The sequence below is a fragment of the Clostridium omnivorum genome (assembly GCF_026012015.1).
Lineage (GTDB): Bacteria > Bacillota > Clostridia > Clostridiales > Clostridiaceae > Clostridium_AX > Clostridium_AX omnivorum.
Genome location: NZ_BRXR01000001.1, coordinates 4601093 through 4620175, shown reverse-complemented (window position 1 = coordinate 4620175; position 19083 = coordinate 4601093). Strand labels below are relative to the sequence as shown.

The following is a 19083-nucleotide window of genomic DNA, read 5'->3' as shown; positions in this document are numbered from 1 at the left end:
CGATATGATGATAAAGAACTTTGAAACGGTACTAAAGGATGTAGAAAATAAGAAGAATAGGACTTTAAATACCTCTGATATAGATAGAGTAATCACTATGGCATCAATTGTAGAAAAAGAAGCAGAAAAAGATGAAGAAAGAGGTAAAGTAGCTGCTGTATTTTATAACAGATTAAACAAAGGAATGAAGCTGCAATCCTGTGCTACTGTATTGTATACACTTGGAGTTCATAAAGATAAGCTTTACGATAAAGATTTAGCAGCACCAGGGCCGTATAACACTTATATAGTAAAGGCTCTTCCGGCAGGACCTATATGTTCACCAGGGAGAAAGTCTATAGAGGCAGCTATAGATCCACCAACTACTAAAGATATATATTTTGTATCTAAAAATGATGGAACACATTTTTTTACAGATAGCTATACTGAGTTTGAAAAGGTAAAAAAGCAGTATCAAGGACAATAGTTTGGAGGAATTTTAATGAGTGGAATAACCTATGATTATATGGAACAATATATAAGGCAGTTGATTCCAGAGCACAACGGCGTATTAAGAGACATGGAATGTTATGCAAAGGAAAATTCCGTTCCTATTGTGCAAAAGGAAACAGCAAAGTTTCTAGAACTAATGGTAACCATAAAAAAGCCTAAAAAGATTCTAGAACTCGGAACTGCCATAGGGTATTCTGCGGTTCTAATGTATTTAACTTCAGATAAGGATTGTGAAATAACAACTGTTGAAAGAGATGCTGAAATGATTGAGAGAGCAAAATCCAATATTGAAAAGTATGGGTTTCAAAACAATATAAAAATACTTGAAGGCGATTGTCTAGAGGTAATAGAAAATCTTAATGACAGTTATGATATGATTTTTATGGATGCAGGCAAAGGTCATTATAATCACTTTTTGCCTCATTGTTTAAGACTATTAAAGCAAGACGGTATAATAGTAGCAGACAATGTTCTTTTTAGAGGAATGGTAGCATCCAAGGATTTGATAAAAAGAAGAAAGATTACCATTGTAAAAAGAATGAAAAGTTATTTAGACATGGTTTCAAATGATGAAGATTTAATAACCTCAGTACTGCCAATGGGTGATGGAATTGCTGTGACAACAAGGAGGTAAATGCCCTAAATGGACATTTACAGGAAGGCTGTCCATGGGATTTGACAAAGTTGTCTAACCGTGTTTCCAGTGAAAGGAGGATAAAAATGAATAAACCTGAAGTTTTAGCTCCTGCAGGGAATTTAGAAAAGTTAAAAACTGCAATAAATTTTGGAGCGGATGCTGTTTATTTAGGTGGCAGCAAATTAAATTTAAGAGCTTTTGCAGATAATTTTTCTAATGCAGAATTAAGTGAAGGTGTTGAATATGCGCACTCTCGTGGGAGAAAAGTATATGTTACTTTAAATGTATTCCCTCATAATGAAGATTTGGAAGGTTTAGAGGAATACTTAATTGATCTATATTCTTTAAAAGTAGATGCTATTATAGTATCAGACCCTGGTATTATAATGACTGCAAGAGAAGTGGTACCAAACCTTGAACTTCATTTAAGTACTCAAGCAAACAATGTAAATTGGAAGTCTGCCATGTTTTGGTATAAACAAGGTGTAAAGAGGATTGTTTTAGCTAGAGAACTATCATTAGAAGAAATAAAAGAGATTAGAAAAAGAATTCCTGAAGATTTAGAATTAGAAGCTTTTGTACATGGTTCTATGTGCATGTCTTACTCTGGAAGATGCTTATTATCAAACTACATGACTGGTAGAGATGCTAATAGAGGAGAATGTGCTCAACCATGCAGATATAAATATTCTCTAATGGAAGAAAAGAGACCAGGCGAATACTTCCCTGTATATGAGGACGAAAAGGGAACTTATATAATGAATTCTAAGGATTTATGTATGATTGAATATATCCCAGAACTTGTGGCTGCAGGTATAACATCTCTAAAAATTGAAGGAAGAATGAAGAGTTCATTTTATGTTGCTTCAATTGTTAAAGCTTATAGAGAAGCTGTTGACAGTTATTTTGAAAACCCTGCAGGTTATAAATTCAATCCTAAATGGATGGAATACCTAACAATGATAAGTCACAGAAATTACCATACTGGTTTTTATTTTGGAGAAAAAAATAGACAAATTTATGAAACATCCTCCTATATAAGAGGCTATGATATAGTAGGTATTGTAAAAGAATATAAAGATGGTACTGCAGTAATTGAACAAAGAAATAAAGTTTGTGAAGGAGATCAAGTTGAAGTTATGAGGGCAAAAGGCGACAACTTGAAAGTAACTTTAAAAAATATGATGGATAGTGAAGGAAACAAAATTGAAGCTGCACCATCTGCTCAAATGATTTTTACAATAAATACTGATGAAAAATTAGAAAAAGACGACATGCTTATAAAGAACAAGGAGGAAAAGTAATGAGGCGTCCGATTTTAATAGGCATTACAGGGGGAACTGGTTCCGGTAAAAGTACTATTGCTAAAGAGATTTATAAAAAGTTTGGCGAGCAATGTATAGCTATGATAGAGCAGGACTCATACTATAAGGATCAGAGTAATTTGTCTTTTGAGGATAGAGTAAAGATAAATTATGATCATCCTGATGCTTTTGACACTAGGCTTTTAGTTGAACACTTGAATAAATTGCTTAATGGACAAGCGATTGATAAGCCAAGTTATGATTTTGAAGTTCATAATAGAAAAGCAGAAACTACAAGGGTAGAACCAAGAGAGATAATCATTGTTGAAGGAATCCTTGTACTTGAAGAATTAGAAATTAGGGATCTTTTAGATATAAAAATATACGTAGATACAGATGCTGATGTTAGAATAATTAGAAGACTTATTAGAGACATAAATGAAAGAGGTAGAACAGTAGATTCTGTTATAAATCAATATCTTAATGTTGTAAGGCCTATGCATATGCAGTTTATAGAGCCTACCAAGAGATATGCCGATATTATAATACCTGAGGGTGGACATAATAAAGTTGCAATAGATATGATTGTGGCTAACATAAAACAATTTTTGCAAAGAGAAGATTAATCATATATTTCGTATAAAACATCTCATTTTCGGCTAAAATTTAGCCATAGTGAGGTGTTTTTTTATGATAAATAAAAGTGAAAACCATAGATTGTATTTTATATTATGTGTTTTTAGTCTAGTATTAGCATTTTTGTTGTGGCGTGCAAAAGTAATGACCATAGACCAGAGTCCGGTACTAAAAACAATGGCAGATCTTCAATATAGCCAGGAAATTAAAATAAGTGACTTGAATTATACTCTCTTTGATAAAAATGGCAAGAATCTATTAAACTATAAGACAAATTATTATGCTGTAATTGATGGTTCACTATTTATTAGAAATTATTCTAATACTAATGAAAATGACGATATTTACGCACTCATTTATATACTTAGAAATTATAATAAAGATTATGATTTATCAAATATAGGGCTTTACAATGACAAAAGTTTAAAGTACTACAAAATTGATGAATCTACTTATAATAAGCTGAAGCTTTTAAAGAACATTAAAGGATTCTACACCTATACAAATTCTGAAGTAGATAGAACTGAAGCATGGAGCATAGAAAATCTACTAACAAGATCAACTAATCCAATAGATAATAAGCAAAAATCAGCCTCATCCTTGGAAATGCTGCTGTATAATAAAACCAAAGGAAATCAGTATCCAACGATAAAAATTGAAAAAGATATAGAAGGAAATGTTATATCGCAGCAAAACATTACATCTTATCCTGACAATACAAATGTAAGATTGACCATAGATAAAAATATACAAGATAAAATTAAAAGTATATTAAATTCTGATAAGTATAAGGACTTAAACCAGGTAGGTGTAATACTAATGGAGGCTTCAACTGGGAAGATTAGGGCTATAACTCAGAAGGATGATACTCAGCCAAATGTAAATCTAGGTTCGGCTACAGAAAGTGGATTTTATATGGGGTCAGTATTTAAAGTTCTAGTTGAGGAATCTGGGATAGAGAGAAAATTAATAAGTACAACTGATAAATATCCTTGTGTCCAGAAGATATATAAAAACTGTAAGGACAAAGATCATGGTATATTAAATGCAGAAGAAGCACTGGTAGTATCCTGTAATAATGTATATGCTCAATTAGGGGATATTATAGGCGTAAACAATATACTTGATAATGCACAAGCACATGGACTAAGTACTAAAATTTTGAATTTTGACAGTGAGGCTAAAGGACAAATTGACAGACCAGATACTGCAAATGGTGAAGGTTCAGGACAATTTGTTATGGGCCAAACAGCTAGAGTTACTCCAATACAAGTGATAAACGTACCTAATACTGTTGTAAACAATGGAATTTATATAAAACCTCAAATTATTGAGGCTTATGTAGATGAAAACAATAATGAAAAAGAAAAAGTATCAACTACGTCTCAAAGTGTAATTAGTAAAAATACAGCAGCAATTTTAAAAGAACAGATGAAAAAAGTTGTTAAACAAGGTACAGGTACTGCAGCAAATATTGATGGCATAGAAGTAGGAGGAAAGACAGGTAGTACAGAGAGATATGATGGAACAAAAAAACTATCAGATGGATGGTTTGCTGGCTTTTTTAAATATAATAATCAATATTACTCTATGGTAGTATTTGCAAAGGAAATAGATCCAGAAAAGCAAAGTGGTGGAACTACTGCTGCTCCTATTTTTAAAGATATAGTTATGGGAATTAAAGAGTATCTAAAATAATAATAGAATTTAATGCAATCGAGTTTTAAAAGGCTTAGTTATATGTATATAACTAGGCCTTTTGCTTGTATTTGCAGGAGTTGAAAGGCATTTGTAGAATATAAAGAAAAGCATAGTATTTATGAAGTTTGTGGATTGAAAGATGTAGAAATATGCATTCACAATTAGAAAATATAAAAGAAAAATAAAATAGTACTACATTAGAAGGTTTTTAGAATAGAAAGTATTATATGGAGAGAAAATATGGAAAAAAATATTTTAGATGAAGGTAAACAGTTTCTTATTACTTATTTAAAAGACAAGAGTATGGATTATGAAACAATTCACCCATGGAGAAATAGCTGGGAGTTTGTAGTTTTGCATTCCTTCCGGGTTGAAGGATATGTTAAAAAGATATTAGAAAAAGAATATCATGATTTGACCAATGATGAGATTTTACTTACACGACTAGCTGCTGTACTTCATGATGTAGGTAGAATTCACAAAAGAGAAGGACATGCATTAATAAGTAAAGAAATTGTATGTAATTGGTTAGAAAGCAATAAAGAAATACGTGAGAATATTGAAGAAAAACATAGATTATTAACTTTAGTCGAAAAGCATTCAAATAAAGAAGAACATGAAGATGATTATTGCTTGCAGGTGCTTAGAGATGCCGATGTGCTTGATGAAATTGGTGTTATGTCTATTTTTATGTGTTCTAATTGGTTGGATAGAAGCAACCCTTATTTTTTTAACCAACTTCAGGATAGAATTGAGAATTTTGAGATAGGCTTTTGTGAAGATGGTTATAAGCTTTTAAATACACAAACTGCAAAGTTGATTTTGGATGAAAAGGCTACATTTGTTACCAATTTTAATAATCGACTTAAGGATGAGTTATTTGGTACTGAAATATTTGGACAGATTAGCATAGATGGATACTTGAATAACAATGTATATTAAAAGGGAGGATGCTATGAAAAGATTTTTAATTGGACACTTTGATAAATTTAATTTAGATAAACAGTTAAGGGACTATAGGGATAACTTTTGGGGAATAGAGGTATGCCAAATAGATTCATTAAAAGAATTGCAAGTGCTAAAAGAAAATATAATTAGCAGGCAGTTAAACCTTGGTATACATTTTCCACTTTTAAAAAATCAATGGAGAGCTAGGGATCCTCAATATCTATCAATGGACAAAACAACCTATGAAGAGTCAATTAAGTATATGAAAAATGAATTTGAAAGGGCTAGAGAATTAAAACCTGACTATATTTTACTACATTATCCTAAACCAGTGATTTTAGATAATAGAGTTGATTGGTCTCCATGGAGGTTTTATGACAACTCTGAATACTATTATGAATCAGAAATAACTTTTGAGGAGTTTGAAGAAAAAAGTAAGTGTTTTTTTAAATTATTATCTATGCTAGGTGAAAAATATAATTTTACACCAGTGTTAGAGCTAGATGCACTTAATAAATATGTTTATGAAACAAATTTATTAGAGAACTCATTGGATGTATATTCAGATATAAAAATTTGCCTTGATTTTGGCAGAATACATATACAGCAATCCATAGATAAAAATTTTAATTATGAGCAGATATTAAAAAGGTTTGGCAAATATACTTATCTAGTACATCTTTGGAATGCTCAAGTTAATGGAGTTGGGCACTATCCAGCTCTTAAGTCTTTAAAGTCTGAAGATGGTTGGGGCGATATGAAACGTTACTTTAGTGTCTTGAATGAGGTAAATAACCAGTACAAGGTATTATTTGAACACAACTCCAATTTAATAAGTGATAAGGAGCTAGAAGAATGTTACCAGTGGATTTATGAGCTTGTAAGTAAGTGATTGATAATATTTGGTCAATTAGTAATATACACTTAGTAAGATTTTATTGGAATTAATATTAAGAATATTAAAGGGGTAGTCATATGGAAAAATTAAGTCTTTGCTTAAAACAGTATATTAGTGAAGAAGATTACAATAATATAGAAATTCTTAAGAATATATGTTTAAAAGAAGAAAAAATGTTTTTGAAATTAGAGCTTGATTATAAACTAAATGTAAGTCAGATGAATAGAGAAAATGATATAAAAAATATTAATGAATTCTTTTGTTATTCGGGAGAGACGCTAATTGGGTATATAGGTATATGTAATTTTGGTGGGGATGCAGGCGAATTAACGGGAATGGTTCATCCACAGTACAGAAGAAAAGGAACATTTAATAGGTTATATACTTTAGCAAAGGAAGAATGCATAAGGAGGGAATTTAAAAGAATTTTATTGGTATGTGATAATAATTCGGTATCAGGCTTACAATTTATTAGAAGCACAGATGCCATATATTCTTTCTCAGAATATGAAATGAAACTAGATAATATTATTACATCTGAAGAAAGCAAGCATGTAACTTTAAGAAAGGCTTCTAATTCTGATGCAGAAGAGATATCAAGACAGAACTCCATATATTTTGGCGGCACTTATGAACTTATAATAATGCCAGAAGATGAGGAAAAAAATAATAAAGTTACCTATATGATTGAATTAAATTCAAAAATCATAGGTAAGATTAAAATTGATTTTGATGAGAAGAGTGGATTTATTAGTGGTTTTGGAATACTTCCTGAATATAGAAGAAATGGCTTTGGAAGAGAGTCTATAAAAGCTGCATTAGAAATTTTAAAGTACTATAATATTCATAGTGTAGGTCTTGAAGTAGCCGCTGAAAACAAAAATGCTCTTAATTTATATAAAGCCTGTGGCTTTGAAGAAAAGTCAGTTATGGATTATTATGAGACTCACTGAATTTAAATTAGAAAATACTTAGAGATATGTACATGAATATTGCATTTGGGCTTTTATGTTTATTATAAATAAAAAGGCTAAGGAATTAGCTAATATAAAAGTGTTATAATAGATTCTGAAGGAAGGTGTGTTTAATGATTAGACAACTTATTGAAAAAAATAGAACCTACAGAAGATTTTATGAAGACGTAAAAATTGAAAATGGAACTTTAGAGGAACTTATTGATTTAGCACGTCTATCATCTTCAGGTGCAAATCTTCAACCATTAAAGTACATATTGTCTAATGTAGAAGATAAAAATAATGTTATTTTTCCTCATCTTAGATGGGCTGGTTATTTAAAGGAGTGGAATGGACCGGAAAAAGGTGAGAGACCTACAGGATATGTTGTAATGCTATTGGATAAAGAAATATCTGCAAATTGCATGTGGGATCATGGAATAGCATGTCAAAGTATACTTTTGGGTGCAGTGGAAAAAGGACTAGGAGGTTGTATGTTTGGTTCAGTTGATAGGGATGGGCTAAGAAAGTCCCTAGATATTCCTGAAAGATATGAGATACTTCTTGTAATAGCTCTAGGAAAACCTAAAGAAGAAGTTGCACTTGAAGATATGAAGGATCCAAAGGATGTGAAATACTGGAGAGATGAAGAACAAGTACACCATGTTCCTAAAAGAAAATTAGATGAACTAATATTGAATTTATAATTGTAATAAGGCCTGATTTACAATAATGAAAAATTATTGTAAATTGGGCTTTAAAATTATTAAAAGAATATTATATTGTTAGCATCTGGTAAATTCCTTTTATAGTGGTAAAATTATGTATTATAATATAAAAGTATACAGGTATTAAATTAAAGGTTGGAGGAAAAGCGATGAAAAATACAGCATTATTAGTTGTTGATGTTCAAAATGCATTAGTGGATGGAAATCCATATAATATTGATAAAACACTATCAAACATAAAAGAATTGATAGATAGTTGCAGGACCAGAAAAGTAGAAGTTATATATATTCAACATGATGGAGAAAAGAACGATGAGTTGAAGCCATTTTCATCAGGTTGGGATATACATAGTTCAATTTATCCTAAAGAAAGCGAAAAGATCATTCGAAAAAACTACAACAGTGCATTTAAAAATACAGAATTGGAAGCCTATCTTTGCAGTAAAAGCATAGAAACATTGATATTAGTTGGTATGCAAACGGAATATTGTATAGATACAACTTGTAGAGTTGCTTTCGAAAAAGGTTATAAACTAATAATGCCTGAGCACACTAATACGACTTTTGATAATGAAATTTTATCAGGAAAAGAAATATATGAATATCATAATTTTTATATTTTTAAAGACAGATTTGCAGAGGTTGATAGTTTGGATAAAATAATTGAAAGTATAAATAAATAAAGGTGAAAAAGTGGGATTTAATGAATTTAAAGGGTTTACAATATTTATCATTTATGGTATAGTTTCTATACGAGAGTGTATCTAGGGTTCCGGTTTATAACGTCTGGTCCGAGCGATACAGGATTTAATCTACACTTTTAGGAGAAAAGCCTAAAGGACGAGTCTCTAACTTGAGATTTGTTCTTGGGCTTTATTTTTTTATAAGGAGGTGGTTGTGTGAGTATAATAAAAGTTCACAACCTAGGCAAAACATTTAAGGTTAAAACTAAAGAACCAGGTCTAAAGGGCAGTGTCAAATCTATTTTTTCACCTTCGTACAGAGAAATCCAAGCAGTAAATAATATTTCCTTTGAAGTGGAAAAAGGGGAGATATTGGCCTTCATAGGTCCAAATGGAGCTGGTAAATCAACAACTATCAAGATGCTAACAGGAATTCTGCACCCTTCATGCGGAGAGCTTGAAGTATTAGGCCATGATCCATCTAGGGACAGAAAAAAGTTATCCTATAAAATTGGAACAGTTTTTGGACAAAAGTCTCAGCTGTGGTTTCACTTACCACCATTAGACAGCTTTAATCTTCTAGGCAATATCTATGAGATGGATAGTGAAAAACTTAAAAAGAGAATAGATATGTTAAAAGAAATATTTGAAATAGGGGATTTAATGGATGTGCCTGTTAGAAAGCTATCCTTAGGCCAGAGAATACGCTGTGAGATAGCAGCATCCATATTACATGAGCCTGAAATAATCTTTTTAGATGAGCCAACTATAGGACTTGACGTTGTTGTTAAGCAAAAAATAAGAGAACTTATTTTAAAATTAAACAAGGAAGAAAAGACAACCATCTTTTTAACTTCTCATGATGCCGGTGACATAGAACAGTTATGTAAAAGAGCAATAATAATTAATCATGGTGAAGTTGTTTTAAATGAGAGCATTAAAAGGCTAAAACATGATTATTTAAATAAAAAGGTTATTCAGATTAAGTATAATGATATAGTTAATCTTGATAAATATAATCTAAATGTTATTAAAAATAAGGGAGATGCAATAAAGGTCCAAGTAAATACATCTGAGCAAGATATCGAGGAGGTCTTAACTAATTTAATAAGCTGCGGTAAGGTTAATGATATCACTATATCTGAGCCTCCGCTGGAAGAAATAATATCATATATTTATAGATTTAATAGGGGTGCAGATAACAATGAAATTGCTTCGCAAATACAGTGAAATCTCTAAGATAACAATGACAAATAGCTTAGTGTATTTTTGGAACTTTCTTAGTAAGAATCTATTCTTTGTTTTTATCATGTTTATATATTTAATGCTTTGGAAAACCATTTATGCTCAAAAGGGAACTGCAACTATTGGCGGACTTAGTTTAACTGCAATGATATGGTATTTGATCTTTACTGAACTAGTGACTCTATCAAGAACTGATATGCATAATCAGGTAAATGAGGATGTTAAGAGTGGAAATATAGCATATTTATTAAATAAGCCTTATAACTATGTTCTTTATTGCTTTTCATATTATGTTGGTGAGGTTAGTATTAAGCTTTTAGCTAATGGATTAGTTGGACTTGCAATAGGATTAATATATGCAGGTTCACTAGAAGGATTTAACATTATTCATTTACCTTTTATAATCTTATCCTTGCTTTTGGGCTGTACAATAAATTTTTTTATATATTTATCATTGGCATTAACCTCCTTTTGGATTGAAGATAATACTGCTTTTTTCTGGATTTATTCAAAGTTAATATTTACTTTGGGAGGAATGCTAGTACCTATAGAACTTTTTCCAAAGTGGTTACAAGGGGTATCACATTATTTGCCTTTTGCATATGTAACATACGTTCCAGCAAGACTTGCAGTTGATTTTTCTTTTTCTAGATTTGCCGGTGAATTTGCAATTCAAGTATTATATTTGGCTATATTCTTTATTCTTGCAATGAGTCTTTACAGAAAGGGGGCAAAGAATTTGAATGTTAATGGAGGCTAAAAAGAGTTTAAGATTAATGATTTACTATTTTAAGTTTAATTTATCTTCAGTTATGGAATATAGGATGAGTTTTTTAATGCAGTGCTTTGGAATGATATTAAATAATTCTGCCTTTATATTCTTTTGGTGGATATTATTTAATAACGTAAATACTATTGGTGGATACACTTTTCAAGATGAAATGATGCTTTGGGCTATTTCTTCTACTAGTTTTGGATTAAGTTATGTAGTGTTTGGTAATTTAAATCAGATAACAAAAATGATACTTAATGGAGAACTGGATACTTATCTATTGCAGCCTAAGGACCCTCTGCTTAATATAATTTGCTCGAAAACAGTAGTTTCTGCATGGGGGGACACCCTGTATGGAATAATTCTATTTTTCTTAACTAGAGGCTTAGACTTAAAGGGATTCATGCTGTTTGTAATTTTCTGCATAACTGGAGCTTTGATTTTTTCAGCAGTGCTTGTATCTTTCCATGCATTAAGCTTTTACACAGGTAATACGGAAGGTTTAGCTCAGCTAGTAATAGAATTTCTTGTAACATTCGGTATTTACCCTGAAGGAATTTTTAATAATGTAATTAAAGTTATTCTATATACTGTAATTCCAACTGTTTTCATTGTATACATTCCAGCAAGTGTAATAAATCACTTTTCTATAATTAGTCTTTTAAAGGTTTTAGGAGTGGCAGCAGTATGGATAATAATAGCCTATATAATGTTTTATAGAGGACTCAAAAGGTATGAATCAGGAAATTTAATTACAAGTAAATTGTAGAAATAAGAAAGTAGATGATTGGGCATGAAATACTCCAAAATGTAAATGGTATTTATAAATTGAAAGAGTAAATAGTAAATTTTATAACTTAAAAAGTTTCCCTCAAGCTTTAACCTAGTTTGAGGGAACTTTTTTAGCTTTCAGCTCAATAGAATACTTCGTATGGATGATTCTCATTTTTATCAAAACATATAGGTTTATGTAGAACGTTGAGCTAAGCAATAAATAATCTATATGATTTTCGTTAATGAATTTGCTGTTTCTAGATCAGTAATAAGCACATTAATAAACTTGCCTCGTACAGCACCAGCTATAGCAGAAAGCTTTTCAGGCCCGCAGCCTACGCCAATACGGAGGGGGATTTTTATAAAACTATCTATATCTATAGCAAGTACTCTATCATTTAAGCCACTTTCAATTATACTGCCATTTATATTAAAATAGTGTGTACATATTTCTCCAACTGCATTTTCTTTATGTAGAATATTATATTCTTCCGTGGATATATATTTTTTTTGAACAAAAGAAGATTTACTTGACATATCACCTATACCTACCACTGCAATAGTGCAAGCTTTCATAGTATTATAAACACTTGAAAAAAAGCTTTCTTTCATAAGAGAATCTCGAAGTTCCTTATTTTCCAAAATAATTGGTGCATACATAAAACATGGTTTTGCATTAAGGATTTCTGATGAACGTCTAACAATATAATCAGAATTGATATTTGTTTCCTCTGCATTTAGCCCGCCAACAAGCTGAGTTACAGTAAGGTTTAATTTTTCTATTGGCAGCAAATTATTTACTAAAGCAGATAAGGCTCTTCCTCTAGAAAAGCCAATAATATCATTAGTTTTTATAACACGTTTAAGATAGGAGGAAGCGGCAACTCCAAGATAATTATTAATTTCACCTTCTTGATTATTAACAATGATTATTTCATTAAGGCCAAGAAGGGTTTCTAGCTGTACCTCTAATTCCACGTTCTGCTGCTCATAATCTTGTATAACAATCTTTACTATTCCTGTCTCAAGACATTTTTTCAGAATTCTATTGACCCTTTGACGGGACATGGACATTTTTTTTGCTATATCATCTTGGGTCATACCTATCTTGTAATAGTAATAAGCAACCTTTGTATATTCATCTATGTGTTTTATATTTTGCATGACATCGCCTTCCATTATTTGTTAATTTTATAGTTTACATTATATCATCTTAATAGTTTTGTGTATAGCTTATTAGATTTACAAATATGAATTTGAATTAATACTTAAGTTCAATATCGCCATTTTATAAAAAATATATTTAATAAAAAGAATGAGCAGAATATCATTTTCTGTTACAAACGTTCATATAATGTACAAATGTAACATTTTAGCCCTTATTACCTCAGCATGAATTTCCTAGGAAAGAGCTGAAAAATCATAAAAATTCATTTATATTAATCAAAAAAATTAAAATTATTAACTAATAAAAAGGAGTTGATTAATTTGGCTAACAAGATACATCGTTTAAATCATATTTTTAGAGAGGATAAAAAAACATTTATCATGGCCATGGATCATGGAAATGGTTTTAATGTTCTTCCTGCAATGAAATATCCAGGAAATATAATTAGTGAAGTTGCAAGAGCAGGAGTAGATGCTTTTCTGGCCACAGTTGGTCTTGCAGATAAATTTGCAGATAATTTCCATGGAAAAGGGATAATTCTTAGACTTGATGGCGGAAGCTCATTCCTGGGATCCAAAGATAAGCCTCTACAAACCGTAGTAGGTATTGAAGATGCAATTCGCCTGGGAGTGGATTCTGTAATTAGCATGGGATTTCCTGGTTCAAGATGGGAAGATCAAATTTTAAAGGATTTATCTAGAAACATTCATGAATGTAACAAGTGGGGCATTCCATTAACTGCAGAAATGCTTCCAAGAGGTTTTGAACCTGCAGAGGATTCCCGTACTCCACAAAATATAACATTTGCATGTCGTATGGGTGCTGAAATGGGTGCAGACATTATAAAAACTGAATATACTGGTTCAATTGAAACCTTTAAAGAACTGTGTGAAAGTGTCTATGTGCCAGTTGTTATATTAGGAGGTAGCAAAAAAGTAACAGAGGAAAAGCTTCTTACTGAAATCAAAGAAGCACTTAGTGCAGGTGGTGCAGGTGTTGCCATGGGAAGAAATATATGGAATCATGAGAATCCAGCTAGATTCGCTGGTGCTATAGCTAAGCTTATTCATGAAGACTGCAGCGTAGAAGCAGCATTAAAAGAGCTAAATAAAAAATACTAGGAGGCATATTATGGATAAAACTTATAAAGTAGCTATTATATCTAATGAGAAAAAAATAGAAATTGCTGCAAAAAGCTTAAAGCAGCCTGAGGGAAGTCAAGTTCTTGTAAAAGTAGATAGCTGTGCAATTTGCACACTTGAGCAGAGAATTTTTAATGGTATTATGAAAAGGTATCCCTTTGCAGGTGGGCATGAAGCTTCAGGAACAGTGGAGGCAGTTGGTTGTAACGTAAAAAGTCTGAAGGTAGGTGATAAGGTTGCAACAAGAATGCTGACAAGTTGCGGAGAATGCTATTATTGCAGAAGTGGTCACGAAAATCAATGTGTTATCTCATTTAAGGCAGAAGTTCATGAAGGAATCAGTGGTCCTGGTGGTTTTGCAGAATATATGCTATTAGATGCTAAAGCACTTTATAAAATGGCTGATGATTTGGAACTGACCTATGCAGCGTTAACAGAACCCCTTGCCTGCTGTGTCCATAGCATTAATAATGCTAACATTGAACTAGGAAACGATGTTGTAGTTATAGGTGTGGGAATTATGGGAGCCTTCCACATTCAGCTTGCAAAGTTGAGAGGAGCACGTGTCATTGCCTGCGAGGTTGATGAAGAGCGTCTTATAATTGCAAAGAAAATGGGAGCGGACATTTTGATTAACTCTAAAGAAGCAGATCCAATTCAAAAGATAAGAGAACTTACGGAAGGCAGAGGTGCTGATGTTGTATTTTGTACAGCTGCATTACCACAGCTGGCTGCCGATAGCGTTCAAATGACAGGCAAGGTAGGACGTGTTGTCATGTACTCATCCTTCCATCCTGACAACCCTATAGAGCTTAATGTAAATAAGGTACACTCCAATGAGATGAATATTACAGGAGCTGTTAATGCTAACACACGTGATTTTTTAACAGCTGCAAAGCTGCTGTCTCAAAAGATGATTGATCCATCACTGCTTGTTTCAGAAGTTGTACCATTTGGCAAATTAGAATATGCATTTCAGCGTGCAATAGACCCCAAAACCTACCGAATTATAGTTAAAATGTAAGTGGGAAGTTTATAGAAAGCATAGCAGATATTTAAGACATAACGAATTATTGAATTTTAAAAATAATAAAAAAGGGGAGAGAATTTATGTTAAACGATGAAAAGGGCAAATTAGGTTTACTAGATAGCTCAACTATTCTCATTGGCGGAATGATAGGAAGTGCTATTTTTTCTCTTTCAGGATTGACTATTTTAAATGCTGGTCCTGCTTCTATTTTATCCTGGATTATTGCTGCTGTGATTTTATATGCATATGGCCTTCAAACAGCTGAACTTTCAACAATATATCCTCAATCAGGAGGTATATTCGTATTTCCAGCAAAATCACTAGGTAAAAATGAAAAGCAAGGGCGTATTTGGGGCTGGATTTCAACCTGGGCATATCTTTTTGGATGCTGGGCTGGAGCTGCCTTTTCAGCAATTTATGTAAGTATTTATCTTGGGGTTGGTTTTCCTGCTTTTGGAAAATATCAAATACCTATAGCAATAATAACAGTTCTTATATGTGGAATATTAAATATAGTAAATATTGCTGTTACTGGTAAGGCTAATACAATATTGACATTTGCTTTAGCTGCAACTATGGTTATATTCATCGTTGTTGCTCTGTTCAGTGGTCAATGGGATGCAAGCATGTTATCACCATTCTTCGCTCAGGGTGTTGAAGGCACATGGGGCTTTATGGGAGCAATTCCTATTGCAATGGTTGCATACGGGTCAATAGTTGCGGTTTCCTTCATGGTAGGAGAAATAAAAAATCCAAGTAAAACCGTTCCAAAAGCTATGACAATAGCTATGCTGGTTGTTGTTTCACTTTATGTTTTAGTAATGATATCAGTATTAGGTCTTGTTTCTTCACAATTTTTGCAGAAGAATCCAGGAATGTCTTATATTCCTTTGTATGCAGCGGCGTTTACAAAACTTGCGGTTATTCCATGGCTTTCAAAGCTTATATCTATTTCTGCAGTTTTGGCATTAATTACAACTATCCTTGTTGTTATGGCTTTATCTGCACGTGCTTTACAAGCCTCTGCTGAAAGTGGAATTTTGCCAAAGTTCCTAGCAAAAAATAATGAAAAAACAGGAGTACCTGTAAATGCTCAAATAGTTGTAATACTGGTTGTTGGTGTGATATCTGCTTTCCCTAATTTTACAAACTTGATAGTAAATCTTGGATCATTGTGTAATGCTATAGTTGTTGCTATAGTTTGCCTAACAATCATTGCTGCCCGCAAAAAGCACCCAAATGTTGAAGGCAGCTTTAGGGCTCCAGGTGGGAATATTCTTCCTATAATAACCTTCATTGTTATAATAGCTGCTTATATTCCTGGAATTCTTAGTGGTGGCTGGCAGCTTTGGGCATGGACAGTTGGTTATTTTGTAATTGGAATGATTATTTATTTTATAGGTTCTAAAAAATTAAATGTGTAGCTCAAAGCTTTAATTTTTAATCTACCTTTCATATGTTTAATATATTTTTATTCTGCCATGCAGGTAATCTGCATGGCGGTATGTTTAATATGAAAAGGAGTTGTTTTCTATGAAATATATTGGTGAAAATAATTTTAATATGAACAATACTTGCGTTGCTTTTGGAAACTTTGATGGTGTTCATATTGGACACCGTGCTGTTATAGATAAATTACTTGACATATCAAAACAGGGATTAACATCTGTTGTTTTGAGTTTTGAATATGATGAAAAGCTCTTAAAAGATAAGAAAATACTTTCAACCGAAGCAGAGAAACAGCATATTTTGAATAAAAACGGTCCTGAAGTGATGATTTCCTACAAAATTGATGAAAAAAATGTTAACATGCCTGCTGAGTTATTTTTAAAAGATATTTTGATAGATAAGCTCGGCGCAAAGGTTATTGTTACAAGCAAAGACCACAAAAACATTAAAATTTTAAGAGAGTGTGCTGAAAAATATGGTTACATCCTCGCTGAGTGTGACACTATATTTGATGGGTGCGAGCCTATTAATTCACAGCGTATTTTAAAAGAGCTTTCAGTAGGAACTCTTCAGAAGGTTAATGAACTACTTGGGCACCCATATCTGTTAATGGGTAAGGTTTTGCATGGGAAGGCACTAGGAAGAACGGTAGGAATGCCAACAGCTAACCTAGGTTTTAGCCAATATAAGCAATTACCTCAATATGGTGTTTTTGGAACCCTTTCAGAAATTGATGGCAAAAACATAAAGGGTCTTACCAATATAGGCAAAAGACCATCAGTTGATAATTACAATTATGTCACAATTGAGACTTTTCTTCTTGATTACTCAGGTGATTTATATGATAAAACAATAACTCTCGAAATTCATAAATACATAAGAGGGGTAATTAAGTTTAATAATCTTGATGAAGTCAAGGCTCAAGTTAACAAGGATATCAAATCTATTAGAACTTATCTTGATCAAATTTAAAATTACACCTTCTACAGTTTAATTTTAAAAAAGTTCCCAAAAGGAGGAATATATTATGAATCCTTTATCTTTTGTTAAAAAGGATCCTTACAAATTATATATTAATGGTGAATTTGTAGCTTCAGAATCCGGTAAAACCTTTGATATTGTTAATCCAGTAAATAATGAAGCATTTGCAAAAGCATACAAAGGTGGGGCTGTAGATGCTAAAAAAGCAATACTAGCAGCACGTAAAGCGTATGATGAAGGACCTTGGAGTAAAATGTCAGCTAAAGAAAGAAGTAAGCTTCTTATTAAAGCTGGACAAATTCTTTCCAGAAGATTAGAAGAATTCGCAGCAATTGAAACATTAGAATGTGGAAAACTATACACGAGCGTATTATATTATGAAGCCCAGATGAGTGTGGACGCCTTTGAATATTTTGCGGGGAAAGCTAGATGTATTGAAGGAAAGGTTATTCCCAGCGAAGAAGGACATTTGAACTATGTACTTTGGCAGCCTTGTGGAGTTGTTGGTGAAATTCTACCATGGAACGGACCTTTAATGATGGGCTGTCAAAAGGTATGTGCAATATTAGCAGCAGGTAATACAGTGGTAATTAAGCCTTCCTCATGGGCTTCCTTAAGTATGCTGCTTATAGCAGAGGTATTTCATGAAGCCGGTTTCCCAGCTGGTGTATTGAATATTGTTACAGGTTCTGGCGATGAAGTTGGAGATGTGCTTGTTACTAGTCCACTTGTAGATATGGTATCAATGACTGGAGGAACTGATGTTGGCAAGAAAATAATCGGAAGATCAAAGGAAACAGTGAAGGATATAGCATTGGAGTTGGGAGGTAAAAGTCCTAATATCGTTTTTGATGATGTCAATACAGATGAAGTTATTAAGTGGGCAAGATTTGGTTTTACTCTGAACTCTGGACAGGTTTGTGTATCTGGAACAAGATTGATACTTCATAAGAAAATATATGAAGAATTTATAGCAAAATTAAAGGCAGAGTGCGAAAAATTTGTGCCTGGAAATGGATTTGATTATGAAAAAGGAGTAAATTTCGGTACTTTGATATCTAAAGAGCATGCAAAAAATGTGTGGAGTTATATTGAAAAAGGGAAGTCAGAGGGAGCTAGGTTGATTATGGGCGGTGAACCATATACTGATACTGAACTTTCAAAAGGTAATTTTGTTCCACCTACTATATTTGCTGATGTAACACCAAATATGACTATATTTCAGGAAGAAATATTTGGTCCAATTCTGTGCGTAACACCCTTTGAAACTGAGAAAGAAGCAATAGAACTTGCAAATGCTACAAGGTATGGGTTAGCTGGGGCTGTTTTCTCAAAGGATATTAAACGCGCATTAAGAGTTGCTGAACATATAAGTGGTGGACAAATTTATGTTAATACTTATTTTAGTAAGGGAATGATAGAATCACCTGGAACTGGTTGGAAGGAAAGTGGAATAGGTGTTGCTGGCATACAAAAGTATATGATGTCAAAGACTGTTTTTGTTGATATGATTGATGGCAGCATACCTCAGGTGTAAGCTTA

The 19083-nt window shown here is 32.4% G+C and carries 19 protein-coding genes; 18 read left to right on the top strand and 1 reads right to left on the bottom strand.

All coding sequences use genetic code 11. The features are described 5' to 3' along the window. The 13 genes from mltG to bsdE14_RS21990 all read left to right on the top strand — a co-directional run. Positions 1–466: endolytic transglycosylase MltG (mltG, locus tag bsdE14_RS22050; RefSeq protein ID WP_264852186.1), on the top strand; the 466-nt coding region annotated here is incomplete at its 5' end. Between the two features lie 15 nt (positions 467–481). Next, positions 482–1126 carry an O-methyltransferase gene (locus bsdE14_RS22045; protein WP_264852185.1) on the top strand — a complete coding sequence of 215 codons (645 nt, stop codon included), beginning with the start codon at positions 482–484 and terminating at the stop codon, positions 1124–1126. An 86-nt stretch (positions 1127–1212) separates the two neighbouring features. Then, positions 1213–2433 carry a peptidase U32 family protein gene (locus bsdE14_RS22040; protein ID WP_264852184.1) on the top strand — a complete coding sequence of 407 codons (1221 nt, stop codon included), beginning with the start codon at positions 1213–1215 and terminating at the stop codon, positions 2431–2433. Then, entirely contained in the window at positions 2433–3059 is a 627-nt protein-coding gene (gene udk / locus bsdE14_RS22035) for a uridine kinase (protein WP_264852182.1), read from the top strand. The genes bsdE14_RS22040 and udk overlap by 1 nt, the downstream gene beginning before the upstream one ends. Positions 3060–3123: 64 nt before the next feature. After that, positions 3124–4767, top strand: coding sequence for a penicillin-binding transpeptidase domain-containing protein (locus tag bsdE14_RS22030; protein ID WP_264852181.1), 1644 nt, complete (start codon positions 3124–3126; stop codon positions 4765–4767). Positions 4768–5010: 243 nt separating this feature from the next. Beyond that, on the top strand, positions 5011–5712 hold the full coding sequence (locus tag bsdE14_RS22025; RefSeq protein ID WP_264852180.1) for an HD domain-containing protein: 702 nt from the start codon (positions 5011–5013) through the stop codon (positions 5710–5712). 13 nt (positions 5713–5725) lie between these two features. Next, positions 5726–6610, top strand: coding sequence for an apurinic/apyrimidinic endonuclease family protein (locus bsdE14_RS22020; protein WP_264852178.1), 885 nt, complete (start codon positions 5726–5728; stop codon positions 6608–6610). Between the two features lie 83 nt (positions 6611–6693). Further along, positions 6694–7569 (top strand): GNAT family N-acetyltransferase, encoded by an 876-nt coding sequence (locus bsdE14_RS22015; protein ID WP_264852177.1) that lies wholly within the window; start codon positions 6694–6696, stop codon positions 7567–7569. A 134-nt stretch (positions 7570–7703) separates the two neighbouring features. Next, positions 7704–8276, top strand: a complete 573-nt coding sequence (locus bsdE14_RS22010; protein WP_264852176.1) for a nitroreductase family protein — start codon at positions 7704–7706, stop codon at positions 8274–8276. Between the two features lie 170 nt (positions 8277–8446). Continuing rightward, positions 8447–8980: a cysteine hydrolase family protein gene (locus bsdE14_RS22005; RefSeq protein WP_264852175.1), complete on the top strand. Its 534-nt coding sequence runs from the start codon at positions 8447–8449 to the stop codon at positions 8978–8980. A 216-nt stretch (positions 8981–9196) separates the two neighbouring features. Further along, positions 9197–10210 (top strand): ABC transporter ATP-binding protein, encoded by a 1014-nt coding sequence (locus bsdE14_RS22000; RefSeq protein ID WP_264852174.1) that lies wholly within the window; start codon positions 9197–9199, stop codon positions 10208–10210. A gap of 79 nt (positions 10211–10289) precedes the next feature. Beyond that, positions 10290–10985, top strand: coding sequence for an ABC transporter permease (locus bsdE14_RS21995; protein WP_264852173.1), 696 nt, complete (start codon positions 10290–10292; stop codon positions 10983–10985). Then, positions 10969–11766, top strand: coding sequence for an ABC transporter permease (locus tag bsdE14_RS21990; protein ID WP_264852172.1), 798 nt, complete (start codon positions 10969–10971; stop codon positions 11764–11766). The genes bsdE14_RS21995 and bsdE14_RS21990 overlap by 17 nt, the downstream gene beginning before the upstream one ends. Before the next feature lie 230 nt (positions 11767–11996). Here the strand turns inward: bsdE14_RS21990 and bsdE14_RS21985 are convergent, their stop codons facing one another. Then, complete coding sequence (locus bsdE14_RS21985; RefSeq protein WP_264852171.1) at positions 11997–12935, bottom strand: sugar-binding transcriptional regulator; 939 nt, start codon at positions 12933–12935, stop codon at positions 11997–11999. A gap of 324 nt (positions 12936–13259) precedes the next feature. Here bsdE14_RS21985 and bsdE14_RS21980 point away from each other — a divergent pair, with 324 nt between their 5' ends. The 5 genes from bsdE14_RS21980 to bsdE14_RS21960 all read left to right on the top strand — a co-directional run bounded on the left by bsdE14_RS21980 (position 13260) and on the right by bsdE14_RS21960 (position 19078). Next, positions 13260–14060 (top strand): class I fructose-bisphosphate aldolase, encoded by an 801-nt coding sequence (locus bsdE14_RS21980; RefSeq protein ID WP_264852170.1) that lies wholly within the window; start codon positions 13260–13262, stop codon positions 14058–14060. Positions 14061–14070: 10 nt separating this feature from the next. Next, positions 14071–15105, top strand: coding sequence for an alcohol dehydrogenase catalytic domain-containing protein (locus bsdE14_RS21975; RefSeq protein WP_264852169.1), 1035 nt, complete (start codon positions 14071–14073; stop codon positions 15103–15105). Between the two features lie 86 nt (positions 15106–15191). Then, positions 15192–16535: an APC family permease gene (locus bsdE14_RS21970; RefSeq protein WP_264852168.1), complete on the top strand. Its 1344-nt coding sequence runs from the start codon at positions 15192–15194 to the stop codon at positions 16533–16535. A gap of 109 nt (positions 16536–16644) precedes the next feature. Further along, positions 16645–17532: a riboflavin biosynthesis protein RibF gene (gene ribF / locus bsdE14_RS21965; protein WP_264852167.1), complete on the top strand. Its 888-nt coding sequence runs from the start codon at positions 16645–16647 to the stop codon at positions 17530–17532. Positions 17533–17587: 55 nt separating this feature from the next. Then, on the top strand, positions 17588–19078 hold the full coding sequence (locus bsdE14_RS21960; RefSeq protein ID WP_264852166.1) for an aldehyde dehydrogenase family protein: 1491 nt from the start codon (positions 17588–17590) through the stop codon (positions 19076–19078). Positions 19079–19083: the final 5 nt, after the last annotated feature.

Excerpts from the sequence above, each read along its gene's own strand:
- bsdE14_RS21975 (WP_264852169.1), top strand. The coding sequence starts at position 14,071 with ATGGATAAAACTTATAAAGTAGCTATTATATCTAATGAGAAAAAAATA.
- bsdE14_RS21970 (WP_264852168.1), top strand. The coding sequence starts at position 15,192 with ATGTTAAACGATGAAAAGGGCAAATTAGGTTTACTAGATAGCTCAACT.
- bsdE14_RS22025 (WP_264852180.1), top strand. The coding sequence starts at position 5,011 with ATGGAAAAAAATATTTTAGATGAAGGTAAACAGTTTCTTATTACTTAT.
- ribF (WP_264852167.1), top strand. The coding sequence starts at position 16,645 with ATGAAATATATTGGTGAAAATAATTTTAATATGAACAATACTTGCGTT.
- bsdE14_RS22020 (WP_264852178.1), top strand. The coding sequence starts at position 5,726 with ATGAAAAGATTTTTAATTGGACACTTTGATAAATTTAATTTAGATAAA.
- bsdE14_RS21990 (WP_264852172.1), top strand. The coding sequence starts at position 10,969 with ATGTTAATGGAGGCTAAAAAGAGTTTAAGATTAATGATTTACTATTTT.
- bsdE14_RS22030 (WP_264852181.1), top strand. The coding sequence starts at position 3,124 with ATGATAAATAAAAGTGAAAACCATAGATTGTATTTTATATTATGTGTT.
- bsdE14_RS22015 (WP_264852177.1), top strand. The coding sequence starts at position 6,694 with ATGGAAAAATTAAGTCTTTGCTTAAAACAGTATATTAGTGAAGAAGAT.
- bsdE14_RS21995 (WP_264852173.1), top strand. The coding sequence starts at position 10,290 with ATGTTTATATATTTAATGCTTTGGAAAACCATTTATGCTCAAAAGGGA.
- bsdE14_RS22040 (WP_264852184.1), top strand. The coding sequence starts at position 1,213 with ATGAATAAACCTGAAGTTTTAGCTCCTGCAGGGAATTTAGAAAAGTTA.
- bsdE14_RS21985 (WP_264852171.1), bottom strand. The coding sequence starts at position 12,935 with ATGCAAAATATAAAACACATAGATGAATATACAAAGGTTGCTTATTAC.
- bsdE14_RS21960 (WP_264852166.1), top strand. The coding sequence starts at position 17,588 with ATGAATCCTTTATCTTTTGTTAAAAAGGATCCTTACAAATTATATATT.
- bsdE14_RS22010 (WP_264852176.1), top strand. The coding sequence starts at position 7,704 with ATGATTAGACAACTTATTGAAAAAAATAGAACCTACAGAAGATTTTAT.
- bsdE14_RS22045 (WP_264852185.1), top strand. The coding sequence starts at position 482 with ATGAGTGGAATAACCTATGATTATATGGAACAATATATAAGGCAGTTG.
- bsdE14_RS22005 (WP_264852175.1), top strand. The coding sequence starts at position 8,447 with ATGAAAAATACAGCATTATTAGTTGTTGATGTTCAAAATGCATTAGTG.
- udk (WP_264852182.1), top strand. The coding sequence starts at position 2,433 with ATGAGGCGTCCGATTTTAATAGGCATTACAGGGGGAACTGGTTCCGGT.